Raw genomic sequence first — 15,315 nt, 5'->3', positions numbered from 1 at the left:
CCAGCCATCCGGAATGCCCCGGATGGCTGGCGCGAACCGTCACCGAAAAATCCTTCAGGCCTTCTTTTTACTGAAGTAGTGGTTGTAGGCCATCTTGAAGTCCACCCCGTAGTCGTTCTGCCACTGCAGCGCACGCTCGGCGAACACGCGCTGCGACTCCAGCACCTTTTTGAACAGCGGGTTCTCTTCGGCCTTCTTTGCCACGGTCTTGTCCCAGGCCGCGAGCTGCGCGCGCAGCACAGCGTCGGGCGTCTTGTAGAACTTGATGCCGGCCTTCTTCATGTCGGCATAGTCCTGCGAGTTGCGCTGCACCGCCTTCCAGCTCATGTCGGCGCTCGCGGCCTGCACCGCGTAGTCGATGATCGAGCGCAGCTCCTGCGACAGCGCGCTGTACTTGCCCTTGTTGAACAGCACCTCGAACTGCTCGCCCGACTGGTGGAAGCTCTGCAGCATGCAGTTCTTCACCACGTCGGGGAAGCCCAGCGTGCGGTCGCTCGATGCGTTGTTGAACTCGGCCGCGTCGATCAGCCCGCGGTCGAGCGCGGGCACGATCTCGCCGCCGGGCAGCGGGTTCACCGCCGTGCCCATCTCGGTGAACATGTCGACCGCCAGCCCGACGGTGCGGAACTTCAGGCCCTTCATGTCCTCGACCTTGGCCACCGGCTTCTTGAACCAGCCCAGCGGCTGCGTGGGCATCGGGCCGTAGAGGTACGACACCACTTCCATGTTCAGGCTCTTGTAGATCTCTTCGAGCAGGACCTTGCCGCCACCGTAGTTGTGCCAGGCCAGCACGGTGTTGGCGTCCATGCCGAAGCCCGGGCCCGAGCCCCACAGCGCGAGCGCCGAGTTCTTGCCGTAGTGGTAGGCCACCACGCCATGGCCGCCGTCGAGCGTGCCCTTGTTCACCGCTTCGAGCAGCTGGAACGCGGGCACCACGGCGCCCGAGGGCAGCACCTCGATCTTGAGGCGCCCGCCCGCCATGTCATTGACCTTCTTGGCGAAGTCGTTGGCGTACTCGTGGAAGATGTCCTTGGCGGGCCAGGTGCTCTGGAAGCGCAAGGATGTGGTCTGGGCCACGCTGACCATCGGCACCGACATGGCGCCTGCGGCCACGGCTGCACCCTTGAGGAGGTTGCGGCGGCGGGGTGATTTGCTGTCTGTCATGTTGTCTCTCTCCAAAACAAGTTCTGATGACGAAGAAACCCTGCCCGCCCCTTGGAGTTATGTTTGGCAGGCCCAAGCCGCATCTTTGGCGCGCAGTAAAACGCGACAAACAGGGTTTTCACGAACTGGTGAAAAATTCCACTATCCGGCTGGGCTCCGGGCAGCGAAAAAACGGGCGCTGCCCCTGAAGTAACCCTATTTATTGGAAGGACGCAAAGAGATGACTGAACCAGTTGGGGAAAAAGGCTACGCCGGCGACGTGACGCCCGAGCAGGCCGCGCAGTGGATGGCCAGCGGCGAGGCCGTGCTGGTCGACGTGCGCACCGACGCCGAGCGCGAGTGGGTCGGCTACGTGCCCGGCGCCGTGCCGCTGGCCTGGAAGCAATGGCCGGGCATGGCGATGAACGCCGCGTTCGACGACGGCATCCGGGCCGCCGCCGAAGGCAAGAAGAAGCTGGTGCTGCTGTGCCGCAGCGGTGTGCGCTCTATCTCCGCTGCCAAGCGCGCGACGGAACTGGGTCTTGAGGCCTACAACATCCTTGAAGGCTTCGAGGGGAACCCGGACGAGCAGGGGCATCGTGGGCAGATTGGCGGCTGGCGCAAGCGTGGGCTGCCTTGGAAGCAGAACTAGGCATTCCTGTTCTGGGCGCGCTCACGCCGACGGGGTACCTTGCTCCGCGAATGTCCCCCGGCCTTCGGCCTCCTCCTTTATTTCGCTGCGCAAGGCACCCCATCGGCGTGATCGTTCAGAGCACTGGTTGATCGGCCAGCACAACAGCCGCGTCCATGTGCGAATGGCATCGGGTGCTCCCCGTAGCGAAATAAAGGAGGAGCCGAAGGCGGGGGACATTCGCGGAGGGGAGTACCCGGTGTCATTCGCACACACCCCGAAAAAAAGGCCCACCGAAACCGGTGAGCCTTTTTTGATCCAGCCGTGGTCAGAGCGCCGGAATCCGCAGCTTCTGCCCCGGATAGATCTTGTCCGGACTGCTGAGCATCGGCTTGTTCGCCTCGAAGATCGCGTTGTATTTGTTGGCATCGCCGTAGTACTTCTTCGAGATGGCCGACAGTGTGTCGCCCCTCACCACGTCGTGATACTGCGCGGGCGGTGCGGCCGGAGCGACGAGGTTGTTCTCGACACTGGTCACGTTCGCCACGTTGCCCGCGGCCAGCGAAGCTTTCTCGCTGGCTTCCTGCGAGGGTGCCTGGCCGGCAAGAGTGACCACGCCGCTGCTGGCCGTGTAGGTCACATCGAGGCCCGTGAGGCCCAGGTTCTGCGTCTCGATGTACGTCTTGATGGCGGCCGCCGCCGTCGCATTGGCGTCGGGCGTGGCGGCCTGAGCCGACGATCCGCCGAACAGTTTCTCGCCCGCCTCCTTGATGAAACTCAGCAATCCCATGGCTTTCTCCTTGTGCGGTGGTGGATGGAATTGGCGAATGTAGCGGCGGAACACCGAGGGCTGGCGTAGGCCCATGCCGCGTGTGTCAACGACGCGCCAGCAGGAATAGACACAAAGTCGCAATAATCCCGCGCATGTCATCCCCCTTCCTCGCCATCGACATCGGCAACACCCGCCTCAAATGGGCGCTCTACGACTCGGCCCGCCCCGGCGCCGCGTTGCAGGCGCAGGGCGCCGAATTCCTCGACCACATCGAACGGCTGGCCGACGGCCCCTGGGCCGACCTGCCTTCGCCCGGCTCCATGCTGGGCTGCGTGGTGGCCGGCGACGCGGTGCGGCGCCGCGCCGAAGAACAGATCGTCGAGCGCTTCGACTGCACGCCCCGTTGGGTGATGCCCAGCGCGGGCGAGGCAGGCATCGTCAACGGCTACGACCATCCCACCCGCCTGGGCGCCGACCGCTTCGTGGCGATGATCGGCGCGCGCCACCGCATGCTGGCCGAGAGGCCGGGGCAGCCTCCGCGGCCGATGGTCGTGGTGCTCATCGGCACGGCCGTGACTGTCGAGGCGATTGACACCGAAGGCAAGTTCCTCGGCGGCCTGATCCTGCCGGGCCACGGCATCATGCTGCGCGCGCTGGAGTCGGGCACGGCGGGGCTGCATGTGCCCACCGGCGAGGTGCGCGAATTTCCCACCAACACCAGCGACGCGCTCACCAGCGGCGGCACCTACGCCATCGCCGGCGCGGTCGAGCGCATGGTGCAGCACGTGCGCTCGCACTGCGGCATGGAGCCGGCCTGCTACATGACCGGCGGCGCGGGCTGGAAGATGGCGCCCGTGATGAACGGGCACTTCGAGCTGGTCGAGAGCCTGATCATGGACGGCCTTCTGGTGATTGCCCGGGAGCGGGCGGCCGCCTGAGCCTCAGGGGCGCATCAGCGCCTCGGCCATCGCCTGGAACGCGGGCAGCGTCAGCGGATCGTTCGCGCCGTTGGCCGCCACCGGGTGCGCCGCATAGCGCACGATCACCATCTCGGCCTTCGGGTCCACATAGATGCTCTGGCCGTGGATGCCGCGCGCCATGTATGCACCGTGCGGGTTGTGCGACACCCACCACATGTCGCGGTACGACCAGCCCTTGAGCAGCGGATAGCCGGCCTTCACGAACTTCGCCGGGTCGCCGCCGCGCTGGATGTCTTCCACCACCGCCTTCGGAATGGCCTGCTGCCCATTGGGCGCGCGGCCGCCGTTACGCATGGTCTCGCCGAAGCGCGCGAGGTCGCGCAGCACGGTGTTGAGGCCGCCGCCGCCCGACTCGGTGCCGATGCGGTCGACCATGAAGTAGGCGTCCTGCTCGGCGCCGATGCGGCGCCAGATCTTCTCGCTCAGCAGGTCGGCCAGCGACTGGTTGCTGGCGCGGCGCACGATCCAGGCCAGCACCTCTGCGTTGACGGTCTTGTAGGCGAAGGCTTCGCCGTGCTCGCCTTCCTTCTTCAGCGTGACAAGGAATTCGTAGAACGACTTCGGTCCCGCATAGCCCGGGCCTTGCACCAGCATGCCGCCGGCGCGGGCGTAGTCCCAGATCTCGGCCTTGGGGTCGGCGTAGTTCTCGGAGTAGTGCACGCCGATGGTCATGTCCATCACCTGGCGCACGGTGGCGTCGCCGTAGGCGGTGTCCTTGAGCTCGGGGAGGTATTTGGTGACGGGCGCGGCCGGGTCGAGCTTGCCTTCGTCCGCGAGGATGGCCGCCAGCGTGCCCACGAAAGACTTGGTAACCGACATCGCGATGTGCGGACGCTCGGACGTGAGGGCGCCGAAGTACTTCTCGTAGACCACCTTGCCGCGGTGCAGCACCAGGATGCCGTCGGTGTAGGTGCCGGAGATCATCTGGGCGAAATTCAGCGTTGCGTCACTGCCCAGGGGCTTGAACGTCACCGCTTCGATGTCGAAGCGCGGCGTCGCCGCCGGCAGCGGGCTGGCCGCGCCGCTGCCGCGCCACACGTTGGCGGTGGGCACCGTCTCGCGCACATGCGAGAAGCTCCAGCGCGTGCGCGGAAACACGCCGCCGGCCGGGTTGTCGAAGGTGATGAGCTTGTCGGGCGCGGGCGGAAAGCCCTTCATCCAGCCCAGCGCATCGACCGAGGTGGCCGCGGGGTCTGGCAGCGCGGGGGGCGTGGGCGTCTGGGCGGAGGTTGTATTCACGGCGAGCAGGGTGAAGGCGGCGGCAAGCGCCGTGCGAATGAAGAGGGGCATGTTGTTGTTCTGGATGAAGGGGATCAACGGCCGCTGAAGCGCGCCGGGCGGCGTTCGATGAAAGAGCGCACGCCCTCGGCGGCGTCCTCGCTGTTCGACAGGCGCTTCTGCGTCTCGATGAACTCCGACACCGCTGCCAGCGGCCCCTGCTCGACCGCTTTGATCACGTTGAGCCGCGTGGCCACCACCGCCAGCGGCGCCTGTGCCGCGATGCGCTGCGCAATGGCCAGCGCCGCATCGAGCTCCTGCCCGGCCGGCACCACCTTCTGCACGAAGTTGAGGCGATAGGCCTCGGCGCTGTCGAATTCATCCGCCGTGAGCAGATGCAGCATCGCGTTACCCACACCGGCTCGCTCGGCCATGCGCAGCGTGGCGCCGCCCGTGGCCATGATGCCGCGCTGCACTTCCATCTGAGAGAAGCGGCAGTTGTCGGCCGCCACCACGATGTCCGCGCCCAGCATCAGCTCGATGCCCACCGTGAAGCAGATGCCCTTCACCGCCACCACCATCGGCTTGGTGCGGCGGCGGTAGTCGGGCAGGCCGAAGTCGTGCGGCTCCACCAGCCCAACGGGCGTGGCCTTCTCGCCGCGCTTCATGTACTCGGTGACCGCCGGCAGGTCGAGGCCCGCCGTGAAGTGATCGCCGAAGGCATGCAGCACGCCCACGCGCAGGTTCGGATCGTCGTCGAGCCGTGTGTAGGCCTCGGCCAGCTGTTTGAACATCGGCGGCGTCCAGCCATTGCGCTTGGCCGGGCGGTTGATGCCGATCAGCAGCACGTGGTCGAGCACCTGGGTGTCGATGCAGCCTTCTGCCGGTGGGGTGGTGGGAGTCGCAGTCATCGGTCTTGTCTCCGTGTTGTTGTTATGGCTGCGCGGCTCAGTAGGTGTAGACGCCGCGGCCCGTTTTGCGGCCGAGCTGGCCGGCCGCCACCATTTCCTTCAGCAGCGGGCAGGGGCGGTACTTGGAATCGCCGAACTGCTCCAGGTACACCTCCATCACGGCCAGGCACACGTCCAAGCCGATCATGTCGGCCAGCGCCAGCGGACCGATGGGCTGGTTGCAGCCCAGCTTCATGCCGGCGTCGATGTCTTCCGCCGAGGCGATGCCCTCGGCCAGCACGAAGAAGGCCTCGTTGATCATCGGCACCAGGATGCGGTTGACCACGAAGCCCGGCGCGTTCTTCACCGTGATGGGCGACTTGCCCAGGCGCTCGGCCAGTTCCTTCACCGTGTCGTGCGTGGCGTCGCTCGTGAGGTAGCCGCGAATGAGCTCTACCAGCGCCATCATCGGCACCGGGTTGAAGAAGTGCATGCCAATGAAGCGGTCGGGGCGCGAGGTGGCGGCCGCCAGCTGCGTGATCGAGATCGACGAGGTGTTCGAGGCAATGATGACTTCGGGCGCCAGCATGTCGTCGACCTGCTTGAGGATCTTGAGCTTGAGCGCGTGGTTCTCGGTGGCCGCCTCGATGACCAGTTGCGCGCTCTTCAGGTCTTCGTAGTTGGTCGAGCCCTTGATGAGCGCCAGCGCGGCGGTCTTCTGCTCGGCGGTGAGCTTTTCTTTCTTGATCAGGCGGTCGAGGCTGCCCGACACCGTGGCCAGGCCCTTGTCGACCGCCGCCTGGGCGATGTCGACCATCACCACATTCACGCCGGCCACCGCGCAGGCCTGCGCGATGCCGTTGCCCATCGTTCCGGCACCGATGATGCCGACAGTCTGGATAGCCATGAGAGAACTCCTTGAAGAAAACAAAAAGGGGGTGCGCGCGGCCTGCGCCACGGCAAAACATCGATTGTGAAGCAGCCCCGCGGCCGCGCCGTTGCCGTGTGCGACACCGGCGGCCCGCCGTTGGCTTACAGTGCGGCGGTTGCTTTTCCCTGCTCGTTTTCCCGCTCTTTTCGACCCTCCGACCATGACCACCCTCGGCACCCCCCTTTCCCCCTCTGCAACCCGCGTGATGCTCCTGGGCTCCGGCGAACTAGGCAAGGAGGTGCTGATCGCCCTGCAGCGCCTCGGCGTCGAGACCATCGCCGTCGACCGCTACGAGAACGCCCCCGGCCAGCAGGTGGCGCACCACGCGCGCACCATCACCATGAGCGATCCCGAGCAGCTGAAAGCGCTGATCGAGGCCGAGAAGCCCACGCTGGTGGTGCCAGAGATCGAGGCCATCGCCACGCCCATGCTGCAGCAGCTCGAAGACGCCGGCGTGGTGCGCGTGATTCCCACGGCCCGCGCCGCCCGCCTGACGATGGACCGTGAAGGCATCCGCCGCCTGGCCGCCGAGACGCTGGGCGTGCCGACCAGCCCCTACAAGTTCTGCGACTCGCTGGCCGAGCTGCAGGCCGCCATCGATGGCGGCATTGGCTACCCCTGCATCGTCAAGCCCGTGATGAGCAGCTCAGGCAAAGGCCAGAGCAAGATCGACCGCCCCGCCGACGTGCAGAAGGCCTGGGACTACGCCATGGCGGGCGGCCGCGTGAGCCACGGCCGCGTGATCGTCGAGGGCTTCATCGACTTCGACTACGAGATCACGCTGCTCACCGTTCGCGCCAAGGACGCCGGTGGCACCGTGCAGACGCAGTTCTGCGACCCCATCGGCCACGTGCAGGTGAGCGGCGACTACGTCGAAAGCTGGCAGCCGCACCCCATGGCCCCCGCCGCGCTGCAGAAGGCGCAGCAGATCGCGCAGGCCGTAACCGCTGACCTGGGCGGCCAGGGCCTCTTCGGCGTCGAGTTGTTCGTGAAGGGCGACGAGGTCTGGTTCAGCGAAGTCAGCCCGCGTCCGCACGACACCGGCATGGTCACCATGGCCACGCAGTGGCAGAACGAGTTCGAGCTGCATGCGCGCGCCATCCTGGGCCTGCCGGTGGACACCTCGCTCAAGAGCCCGGGTGCCAGCGCGGTGATCTACGGCGGCGTGGACGCCACCGGCATCGCCTTCGACGGCGTGGCCGAGGCGCTGCAGGTGCCCGGCAGCGACATCCGCCTGTTCGGCAAGCCCGAGAGCTTCCTGAAGCGCCGCATGGGCGTGGCGCTGGTGCACGCGGCCGACACCGACACCGCCCGCAAGCTCGCCAAGGAAGCCGCCTCGCGCGTGAAGCCGCGCAAGGCATAGCCAGTTTTCGCAAGCCGCGCCGCAACGGCGCGGGCATGGTCGAGCGGTTCCACCGGAGACACCATGCTGCACCCCCAGGCTCGCGCCTTGCTCGACTTCATCGAGGCGCGCGGCATTCCGCCGACGCACACCCTGTCGCCCGCCGACGCGCAGACCTTCTACCGTGAACGCCGCGTCGCCACGCAGCCGCTGCCGGCCGAAGTGGCCGAGGTTCGCGACCTCGCCGCCGACGGCCCGCACGGCACCATCCCGGTGCGGCTCTACCGCCCGCTGGGTTCCGGCGCCGGCCCGCTGCCGGTGCTGGTGTACTACCACGGCGGTGGCTGGGTCATCGGCGACCTCGACACGCACGACGTGCTGTGCCGCGAGCTGGCCAATGGCGCGGGCTGCGCCGTCGTCGCGGTCGACTACCGCATGGGCCCGGAGCACCGCTTTCCCGCCGCCGTCGATGACGCGCTGGCCGCCACCCGCTGGGTGCGCCGAGAAGCCGCGGCGCTGGGGCTCGATGCGGATCGGCTCGCAGTGGGCGGCGACAGCGCCGGCGGCAACCTCGCGGCGGTGGTGTCGATTGCCGCGCGCGATGCCGGCGACCTGCCCATCGCCTACCAGCTGCTGATCTACCCGGCCACCGACATGCGGCGCGGCCATGCCTCGCACCAGACCAACGGCCAGGGCTACCTGCTGACGGCAGACACCATCCGCTACTTCCACGACCACTACATCACCGACCCGGCGCACGACCTCGACTGGCGCGCCTCGCCGCTGCTGCACACCGACCTGTCGAAGCTGCCGCCCGCGCTGGTGCTCACCGCCGGCTACGACCCGCTGCGCGACGAAGGGCTGGCGTATGCGGAGGCGCTCACGGCCGCGGGCAACCGCGCCATGTACGTGTGCTTCGAACGCCAGATCCATGGCTTCGTGCCCATGGGCAAGGTGCTCGACGAGGCCAACACGGCAGTGGCGCTCTGCGCCGCCGAACTGCGCCGCGCACTGGCACCGGCCTAGGGAAAGTCCCCGCGCAAATCGATATCGCGCGGGCGGCTCGCGCCGCTACGATCCAGCCAACAAAGACGCCACCCCACAGTGGCAGTCCACCGATGCAGGAGACAAACACCATGCAGCGAACGAGGACGACGCCGCCCGAGCGCGGCGCCGCACGGCAGGGGGAACGCCTGATGTGGCTCACGCCGCATCGCGTGTTCTATGCCGGCCTGCTCGGCGCGGCCGCCGAGCGCACGATGGGCGGACACGGCGTGTACGTGTCGCCCGCCGGCGCGCCGCCGAACCGCATCCGCATCGGCGGCGGGGCATGGATGAGCGGCGAATTCATCGTGGTGCCGCCGCACGTGCTTCACCAGGTGGAGTGCGCGCATCCGCTGATCTTCAACCTGCTGATCGAATCGGAGTCGGTCGACCCGGCACGCATGCCGGCCTTCCTGCAGCACTGCGGCCCGGTCGAGGCGCCGGCCTTCGTGCAGCGCGTGCGCGAGGCCCATGCGCACCTGCTGGCGGCTTCGGCGCGCGGCATGAGCTTCGAGGGCTTCGACTTCGATGCGATGTTCTTCGGCGAAGCGCTCGCGCCGCGCGCGCTCGATGCGCGCATCCGCAAGGTGGCCGACGCCATCAATGCCGACCCCGCCACGCCGATGTCGGCCGAAGAGTGCGCTGCCTCGGTGCACCTGTCTTTCTCGCGCTTCCTGCACCTGTTCAAGCAGGAGACCGGCATGGCCTTTCGCGCCTTCCGGGCCTGGAAGCGTGCGCGCAGCCTGCTGCGCTACGTGCACCAGGGCAGCACGCTGACCGACATCGCGCTCGACACCGGCTACCCCGACTCGACGCACTTCAGCCATTCGATTCGCCAGGTCTACGGCCTCAAGCCCAGCGACATCGTGGCCGGTTCGCGCCGCCTTGCGCTGCACGATGCGGCCGGCGGCTTCAGGCACTAGCAAGAGCGGTAGAGCGGCCCCATGCAGATCCTTCAACTCCTGCTGTCGGGCATTGCGCAAGGGTGCATCTACGGCCTGATCGCGCTGGGCTTCGTGCTGATCTACAAGGCCACCGAGACGGTGAGCTTCGCGCAGGGCGACCTGATGATGCTCGGTGCCTTCGGCGCGTTCGCCGGCATGTCGCTGTTCGGCATGCCGTTCTGGCTCGCAGCGATCTTCGCGGTGGTGGCGATGGCGGCCTTCGGCGTGCTGCTCGAACTGGTGGTGATACGGCCCATCCTCGGGCAGCCGCAGTTCTCCATCGTGATGCTGACCATCGGCATCGCGTACGTGGCGCGTGGGCTCATCACCATGGTGCCGGGCATCGGCACCGAGACGCACACGCTGGCCGTGCCCTACAAGGACCAGATCTGGAAGCTGGGCGAGCTGGTGGTCAACCTGGAGCAGCTGGCGATCATCATCGCCACGGCCATCCTGTGCGGGCTGCTGTTCGCGATGTTCCGCTACAGCAAGCTGGGCATCGCGATGCAGGCCTCGTCGCAGAACCAGCTCGCGGCCTACTACATGGGCATTCCGGTGAAGCGGCTCAACGGGCTGGTGTGGGGGCTTGCGGCTGCAGTCGCTGCCATTGCGGGCATGCTGCTCGCGCCCATCACCTTCGTGCACGCGAACATGGGCTTCATCGGGCTGAAGGCTTTTCCGGCGGCGGTGGTGGGGGGCTTCGGCAGCCTGCCGGGTGCCATCGTCGGCGGGCTGGTGATCGGCATCGTCGAGTCGTTCGCGGGCTTCTATTTGCCCGACGGTTTCAAGGACACGGCACCGTACATCGTGGTGCTGCTGATGCTCATGATCAAGCCGAACGGGTTGTTCGGCGAGAAGCTGCGCAAGAAGGTGTAAGTCTCATATGCGCTTCATCTTCAAGACCAGCTACGACCAGGACATCCGCCTTGCGCGGCACGGCGGGCATGTGTTCTGGTACGGCCTGCTCATTGCGTTCCTCATCGTTGCGCCATGGGTCATCGACGAGTACTGGCTGGCGCAGCTGACCTTCGTGCTGATCTACGGGATCGTCGGGTTGGGGCTGATGCTGCTGGCCGGCTTCACGGGGCAGTTTTCCATCGGGCATGCGGCGTTCCTCGGCACGGGTGCGTACACGCAGGGGGTGCTGACGAATCTTGGCGTGCCGTTTCCGCTGGCGCTGGTGGCTGCTGCTGCGTTGTCGGCGGCCGTGGGCGTGGTGGTCGCGTTGCCGGCGTTGCGCGTGAAGGGCATCTACCTCGGCATCGCGACGCTGTCGTTCGGCTTCATCGTCGAGGAGGTGTTCGCACGGTGGGAGAGCGTGACGGGCGGCAACGCGGGGCTGCATGTGAAGTCGCCGCAGCTCTTCGGCTGGTCGCTGGGCTCGGGTGACGGCTTCTACTTCCTGTGCCTGGTGGTGGCGGTGCTGAGCACGCTCGGCATCCTGAACCTGCTGCGCTCACCGACCGGTCGGGCCTTCGTCGCGATTCGTGATTCGGAGATTTCGGCGCAGAGCATGGGCATTCACCTGGCGCGCTACAAGACGATGTCGTTCGCGATATCGGCTGCGCTCGCTGGGCTGGGCGGGGCCTTGTATGCGCACAAGCTCAGCTTCATCTCGCCGGACCAGTTCAGCATCCTGCAGTCCATCGACCTGCTGCTGATGGTGGTGATCGGCGGACTCGGTTCGGTGCACGGTGCGTTTCTGGGCGCGATCTTCCTGATCGCGATGCCGCAGCTGATCTCCATCGGCAAGGACTGGTTGCCGGCGGTCATCGGCCAGGCGCCTGGCCTGCAGGGGCTGGTGTATGGCGTGGTGCTGATTGCCTTCGTGCTGTTCGAGCCGCTGGGGTTGTACGGCCGCTGGCTGAAGATCCGCACCTGGCTGCAGCTGTTTCCGTTCTACCGCAGGGGGTTGTTCAAGCGGCAGAAGTCGTTCACCAAGTCGGACCGGTTGCGATGAGCGGCGACATCCTCCTTTCCGCGAAAGAGCTGAGCGTGCGCTTCGGCGGTGTGCTCGCGGTCAACAAGGTGAGCTTCGACGTGCGGCGCGGCGAGGTGTTCACGCTGATCGGCCCGAACGGCGCGGGCAAGACGACGGTATTCAACCTGATCAGCCGCATCTACACGCCGACCACGGGCGAGATCACGTGGCATGGCGAAGAGGGCGGCCCGATTGCGTTGACGCAGCAGGCGCCGCATGCGATTGCTGCGTTGGGCATTGCGCGCACTTTCCAGAACATCGAGCTGTTCGAGCACGCGACGGTGCTGCACAACCTGCTGATCGGCCGCCACACGCACCGGCAGACGGGGCTCTGGAGCGAGGTGTTCTTCACGCCCGCCACGCGGCGTGCGGAGATCGCGGCGCGCGAGAAGGCGGAGCAGGTGATCGAGCTGCTGGATCTTCAGCATCACCGCGATTCGATGGTGGCGGGGTTGCCCTATGGCGTTCGCAAGGTCGTCGAGCTGGCGCGTGCGTTGTGCACGGAGCCGAAGTTGCTGCTGCTCGATGAGCCGTCTTCGGGGCTCAACGTGGAAGAGACGGCGGATATGGCGTTCTGGATTCAGGACATCCAGCAAGAGCTGGGGGTGTCCGTGCTGATGGTCGAGCACGACATGTCGCTTGTGTCGAAGGTGTCCGACCGGGTGCTGGCGATGAACATGGGGGAAGTGTTGGCTACGGGTTCTCCCAGCGAGGTGCAGGCGGATTCGCGTGTTATCGAGGCTTATCTTGGGACCGTGGACGACGTGAGCAGCTTGAGGAGGGTGGCGGCATGAGCGACGCTGTTCTCCAACTCATGAACGTCGAGAGCGCCTACGGCCCCATCAAGGCCATCAGGGGCGTGAGCCTCAAGGTGAAGCAGGGCGAGATCGTGACGGTGCTCGGTTCGAACGGCGCGGGCAAGACAACCATCCTCAAGACCATCTCCGGAATCATCGATCCCCGCAAAGGCAGCATCGAGTTCCAGGGCAAGGACATCACCGCCAAGGACCCGGCCTACATCGTGCAGCAGGGCCTGAGCCACGTGCCCGAGGGCCGCGAGGTGTTTCCGCTGCTGTCGGTGAAGGACAACCTGCTGATGGGCGCGTACACGCGGAAAGATCGCGACGGCGTGGCGCGCGACATGGAGACGGTCTACACCTACTTCCCCATCCTGCGCGAACGCGCCACGCAGGACGCTGGCCTGCTGTCCGGCGGGCAGCAGCAGATGCTTGCGATCTCACGCGCCATCATGGCCGCGCCGCATCTCATTCTTCTGGACGAGCCCAGCCTCGGCCTGAGCCCGAAGCTGACGAAGGAAATCTTCGAGATCGTCGTGCGCATCAACCGCGAGCGCGGCACCACGATTTTGCTGGTCGAGCAGAACGCCAACATGGCGCTCAACGCGGCCGATCATGGCTACGTGCTGGAGAACGGCCGCATCGTGATGGAAGACTCCTGCGAACGCCTGAGGGAGAAGGAAGACATCAAGGAGTTCTATCTCGGTGTGAAGGACGATGGCGTGCGCGGCGAGCGGCGCTGGAAAAAGAAGAAGACCTGGAGGTAGCCACCATGCAAGGACTCTGGGAACTCAACACCTTCGAACCCCGGCTCGACGTCGTCGTGCCCGGCGACACCATTCCCGCGATGTTCTGGAATGCGGTGAAGCAACGCGGCGACAACATCTGGATGCGGCAGAAAGAGCTGGGCATCTGGCGCAGCTGGAGCTGGCACCAGACGGCCGATGCGGTGCGCGAGATTGCGGCCGGGCTCCAGGCCATCGGCTTTGCGCCGGGAGAGTGCGCGTCGATTTTGTCGAACACGGTCATCGAATGGGTGCTCGCCGACCTGGCCGTGCTCAGCTGCGGAGGCGTGTCCAACGGCATCTACCCGACCGATGCGGCTTCGCAGGTGCATTACCTGTGCGAAGACTCGCGCACCACAGTGCTCTTCGTGGAAGACGACGAGCAGCTCGACAAGGCGCTCGAAGTGCGCGCCGGCCTGCCGGGGCTGCGCTGCGTGATCGTGTTCGACATGGAAGGCCTGCGCGACCTCGACGATGCGGCGGTGATGAGCCTCGACGCGCTGCGCACCCTCGGCCGTGCGCATCTGGCCGCCGATCCGCAGGCAGTCGAGCGCACAGTGGCGGCCTGCCGCCCCGAAGACCTCGCCATCCTCGTCTACACCTCGGGCACCACCGGCAAGCCCAAGGGCGCGATGCACAGTCACGCCGGGCTCGTGTACACCGCGCGTGGCTACAACACGCTCATCGCGCAGGACGAGAGGGACGAGCGCATGTGCTTCCTGCCGCTGTGCCACATCGCGGAGCGCATGGGCGGTGAGTACTTCGCGATGTATACCGGCTCGATCCTCAACTTCGTGGAGAACCCCGAGACGGTGCCCGAGAACGTGCGCGAGATCGCGCCCACCGTGTTCACGGCTGTGCCGCGTGTGTGGGAGAAGTTCTATTCGGGCGTGATGATCGCGCTGAAGGAAGCCAGCCCGCTGCAGCAGGCCGCCTACAAGTGGAGCATTGGCGTGGGCGAGGAGATCGCCAACCGCGTGCTGGCGGGCGAAGATGTCGGCGCGGCGCTGAAGTTCAAGTTCAGGCTGGCGCGCGTGCTCGCGCTGGACAACGCGCGCAAGCTCATCGGCATCCACCGCTCGCGTTTCCTGGTGACGGGCGCGGCGCCCATTTCGCCCGAGCTGGTGAAGTGGTATCTCGCGCTTGGCGTGCCGATGCTGGAGGTGTGGGGCATGACCGAGTCTTGCGGCGCCTCCACCGCCGTGCCGGCCACGCGCATCAAGCCGGGATCGATCGGGCCGGCCACGGGCTACAACGAGGTGCGCATCGACGCCGCGTCCGGCGAGATCCTGGTGCGCGGCCCCAATGTCTTCATGGGTTACCTCAACCTGCCCGAGAAGACCGCCGAGACCATCGACGCCGAAGGCTGGCTGCACACCGGCGACGTGGGCGTGATGGACGAGGACGGGTATTTCCGCATCACCGACCGGATGAAAGACATCATCATCACGGCGGGTGGGAAGAACGTGACGCCGAGCGAGCTGGAGAACGAGCTCAAGTTCAGCCTCTACATCACCGATGCCGTGGTCATCGGCGACAAGAAGCCCTACCTCACGGTGATCGTCATGATCGACCAGGAGAACGTCGAGAAGTTTGCGCAGGACCACGACGTGCCGTTCAGCAACTATGAGAGCCTGACGCGCACGAAGGAAGTGCAGGATTTGATCCAGGGCGAGATCGATCGCGTCAACGCCAGGTTCGCGCGCGTCGAGCAGATCAAGAAGTTCTTTCTGCTCGAAACGCAGCTCAGCGCGGAGGACGAGGAGCTCACGCCCACGATGAAGCTCAAGCGCAAGTTGGTGCAGACCAAGTACGCCGAGCGCATCGAGGCCATGTATCGCTGACCGAGATTGCAGA

The 15,315-nt window shown here is 66.2% G+C and carries 15 protein-coding genes; 10 read left to right on the top strand and 5 right to left on the bottom strand.

Annotated features, from left to right (window positions below):
- Positions 1-54: 54 nt before the first annotated feature.
- Positions 55-1,164, bottom strand: coding sequence for a TRAP transporter substrate-binding protein (locus tag ACSFBF_RS16845; protein WP_435468870.1), 1,110 nt, complete (start codon positions 1,162-1,164; stop codon positions 55-57).
- Positions 1,165-1,384: 220 nt separating this feature from the next.
- On the opposite strand from ACSFBF_RS16845, the gene ACSFBF_RS16840 reads away from it, so the two are divergent.
- Positions 1,385-1,795 (top strand): rhodanese-like domain-containing protein, encoded by a 411-nt coding sequence (locus ACSFBF_RS16840; protein WP_435468868.1) that lies wholly within the window; start codon positions 1,385-1,387, stop codon positions 1,793-1,795.
- Between the two features lie 307 nt (positions 1,796-2,102).
- Here ACSFBF_RS16840 and lysM read toward each other — a convergent pair whose 3' ends face one another.
- On the bottom strand, positions 2,103-2,564 hold the full coding sequence (gene lysM / locus ACSFBF_RS16835; protein ID WP_435468866.1) for a peptidoglycan-binding protein LysM: 462 nt from the start codon (positions 2,562-2,564) through the stop codon (positions 2,103-2,105).
- Between the two features lie 134 nt (positions 2,565-2,698).
- Between lysM and ACSFBF_RS16830 the strand changes: the two genes are divergently transcribed.
- Entirely contained in the window at positions 2,699-3,484 is a 786-nt protein-coding gene (locus ACSFBF_RS16830; RefSeq protein ID WP_093081040.1) for a type III pantothenate kinase, read from the top strand.
- Between the two features lie 3 nt (positions 3,485-3,487).
- On the opposite strand, the gene ACSFBF_RS16825 is transcribed toward ACSFBF_RS16830, so the two are convergent.
- Genes ACSFBF_RS16825 through ACSFBF_RS16815 form a run of 3 tightly spaced genes read right to left on the bottom strand, consistent with a single transcriptional unit; the run spans position 3,488 to position 6,541 of the window.
- Positions 3,488-4,816, bottom strand: coding sequence for a serine hydrolase domain-containing protein (locus ACSFBF_RS16825; protein ID WP_435468864.1), 1,329 nt, complete (start codon positions 4,814-4,816; stop codon positions 3,488-3,490).
- A gap of 23 nt (positions 4,817-4,839) precedes the next feature.
- The gene (locus ACSFBF_RS16820) at positions 4,840-5,655 is read right to left on the bottom strand and encodes a crotonase/enoyl-CoA hydratase family protein (RefSeq protein WP_435468862.1); all 816 of its coding nucleotides are present in this window, start codon (positions 5,653-5,655) and stop codon (positions 4,840-4,842) included.
- Positions 5,656-5,692: 37 nt separating this feature from the next.
- Positions 5,693-6,541, bottom strand: a complete 849-nt coding sequence (locus ACSFBF_RS16815; RefSeq protein ID WP_435468860.1) for a 3-hydroxybutyryl-CoA dehydrogenase — start codon at positions 6,539-6,541, stop codon at positions 5,693-5,695.
- A 184-nt stretch (positions 6,542-6,725) separates the two neighbouring features.
- Here ACSFBF_RS16815 and purT point away from each other — a divergent pair, with 184 nt between their 5' ends.
- The 8 genes from purT to ACSFBF_RS16775 all read left to right on the top strand — a co-directional run bounded on the left by purT (position 6,726) and on the right by ACSFBF_RS16775 (position 15,302).
- On the top strand, positions 6,726-7,928 hold the full coding sequence (gene purT, locus ACSFBF_RS16810; protein ID WP_435468858.1) for a formate-dependent phosphoribosylglycinamide formyltransferase: 1,203 nt from the start codon (positions 6,726-6,728) through the stop codon (positions 7,926-7,928).
- 63 nt (positions 7,929-7,991) lie between these two features.
- Positions 7,992-8,933, top strand: a complete 942-nt coding sequence (locus tag ACSFBF_RS16805; RefSeq protein ID WP_435468856.1) for an alpha/beta hydrolase — start codon at positions 7,992-7,994, stop codon at positions 8,931-8,933.
- Positions 8,934-9,043: 110 nt separating this feature from the next.
- Positions 9,044-9,874: a helix-turn-helix domain-containing protein gene (locus ACSFBF_RS16800; protein WP_435468854.1), complete on the top strand. Its 831-nt coding sequence runs from the start codon at positions 9,044-9,046 to the stop codon at positions 9,872-9,874.
- Positions 9,875-9,895: 21 nt separating this feature from the next.
- Positions 9,896-10,771: a branched-chain amino acid ABC transporter permease gene (locus tag ACSFBF_RS16795; RefSeq protein WP_093058707.1), complete on the top strand. Its 876-nt coding sequence runs from the start codon at positions 9,896-9,898 to the stop codon at positions 10,769-10,771.
- Positions 10,772-10,778: 7 nt separating this feature from the next.
- A complete protein-coding gene (locus tag ACSFBF_RS16790) occupies positions 10,779-11,855 on the top strand; it encodes a branched-chain amino acid ABC transporter permease (RefSeq protein ID WP_093058708.1) in 1,077 nt (358 codons plus the stop codon).
- Entirely contained in the window at positions 11,852-12,670 is an 819-nt protein-coding gene (locus tag ACSFBF_RS16785; RefSeq protein WP_435468851.1) for an ABC transporter ATP-binding protein, read from the top strand. The genes ACSFBF_RS16790 and ACSFBF_RS16785 overlap by 4 nt, the downstream gene beginning before the upstream one ends.
- Positions 12,667-13,440: an ABC transporter ATP-binding protein gene (locus ACSFBF_RS16780; RefSeq protein WP_435468849.1), complete on the top strand. Its 774-nt coding sequence runs from the start codon at positions 12,667-12,669 to the stop codon at positions 13,438-13,440. The genes ACSFBF_RS16785 and ACSFBF_RS16780 overlap by 4 nt, the downstream gene beginning before the upstream one ends.
- Before the next feature lie 5 nt (positions 13,441-13,445).
- Entirely contained in the window at positions 13,446-15,302 is a 1,857-nt protein-coding gene (locus ACSFBF_RS16775) for an AMP-dependent synthetase/ligase (protein WP_435468847.1), read from the top strand.
- Positions 15,303-15,315: the final 13 nt, after the last annotated feature.

The organism is Variovorax nivicola, assembly GCF_051216475.1.
In the GTDB taxonomy this organism is placed as follows: Bacteria; Pseudomonadota; Gammaproteobacteria; order Burkholderiales; family Burkholderiaceae_C; genus Variovorax.
The sequence above is the reverse complement of the archived record's forward strand: the minus strand, read 5'-3'. Positions and strand labels throughout refer to the sequence as shown.

Excerpts from the sequence above, each read along its gene's own strand:
- ACSFBF_RS16825 (WP_435468864.1), bottom strand. The coding sequence starts at position 4,816 with ATGCCCCTCTTCATTCGCACGGCGCTTGCCGCCGCCTTCACCCTGCTC.
- lysM (WP_435468866.1), bottom strand. The coding sequence starts at position 2,564 with ATGGGATTGCTGAGTTTCATCAAGGAGGCGGGCGAGAAACTGTTCGGC.
- ACSFBF_RS16805 (WP_435468856.1), top strand. The coding sequence starts at position 7,992 with ATGCTGCACCCCCAGGCTCGCGCCTTGCTCGACTTCATCGAGGCGCGC.
- ACSFBF_RS16845 (WP_435468870.1), bottom strand. The coding sequence starts at position 1,164 with ATGACAGACAGCAAATCACCCCGCCGCCGCAACCTCCTCAAGGGTGCA.
- ACSFBF_RS16780 (WP_435468849.1), top strand. The coding sequence starts at position 12,667 with ATGAGCGACGCTGTTCTCCAACTCATGAACGTCGAGAGCGCCTACGGC.
- ACSFBF_RS16795 (WP_093058707.1), top strand. The coding sequence starts at position 9,896 with ATGCAGATCCTTCAACTCCTGCTGTCGGGCATTGCGCAAGGGTGCATC.
- purT (WP_435468858.1), top strand. The coding sequence starts at position 6,726 with ATGACCACCCTCGGCACCCCCCTTTCCCCCTCTGCAACCCGCGTGATG.
- ACSFBF_RS16785 (WP_435468851.1), top strand. The coding sequence starts at position 11,852 with ATGAGCGGCGACATCCTCCTTTCCGCGAAAGAGCTGAGCGTGCGCTTC.
- ACSFBF_RS16830 (WP_093081040.1), top strand. The coding sequence starts at position 2,699 with ATGTCATCCCCCTTCCTCGCCATCGACATCGGCAACACCCGCCTCAAA.
- ACSFBF_RS16800 (WP_435468854.1), top strand. The coding sequence starts at position 9,044 with ATGCAGCGAACGAGGACGACGCCGCCCGAGCGCGGCGCCGCACGGCAG.
- ACSFBF_RS16790 (WP_093058708.1), top strand. The coding sequence starts at position 10,779 with ATGCGCTTCATCTTCAAGACCAGCTACGACCAGGACATCCGCCTTGCG.
- ACSFBF_RS16815 (WP_435468860.1), bottom strand. The coding sequence starts at position 6,541 with ATGGCTATCCAGACTGTCGGCATCATCGGTGCCGGAACGATGGGCAAC.
- ACSFBF_RS16775 (WP_435468847.1), top strand. The coding sequence starts at position 13,446 with ATGCAAGGACTCTGGGAACTCAACACCTTCGAACCCCGGCTCGACGTC.
- ACSFBF_RS16840 (WP_435468868.1), top strand. The coding sequence starts at position 1,385 with ATGACTGAACCAGTTGGGGAAAAAGGCTACGCCGGCGACGTGACGCCC.
- ACSFBF_RS16820 (WP_435468862.1), bottom strand. The coding sequence starts at position 5,655 with ATGACTGCGACTCCCACCACCCCACCGGCAGAAGGCTGCATCGACACC.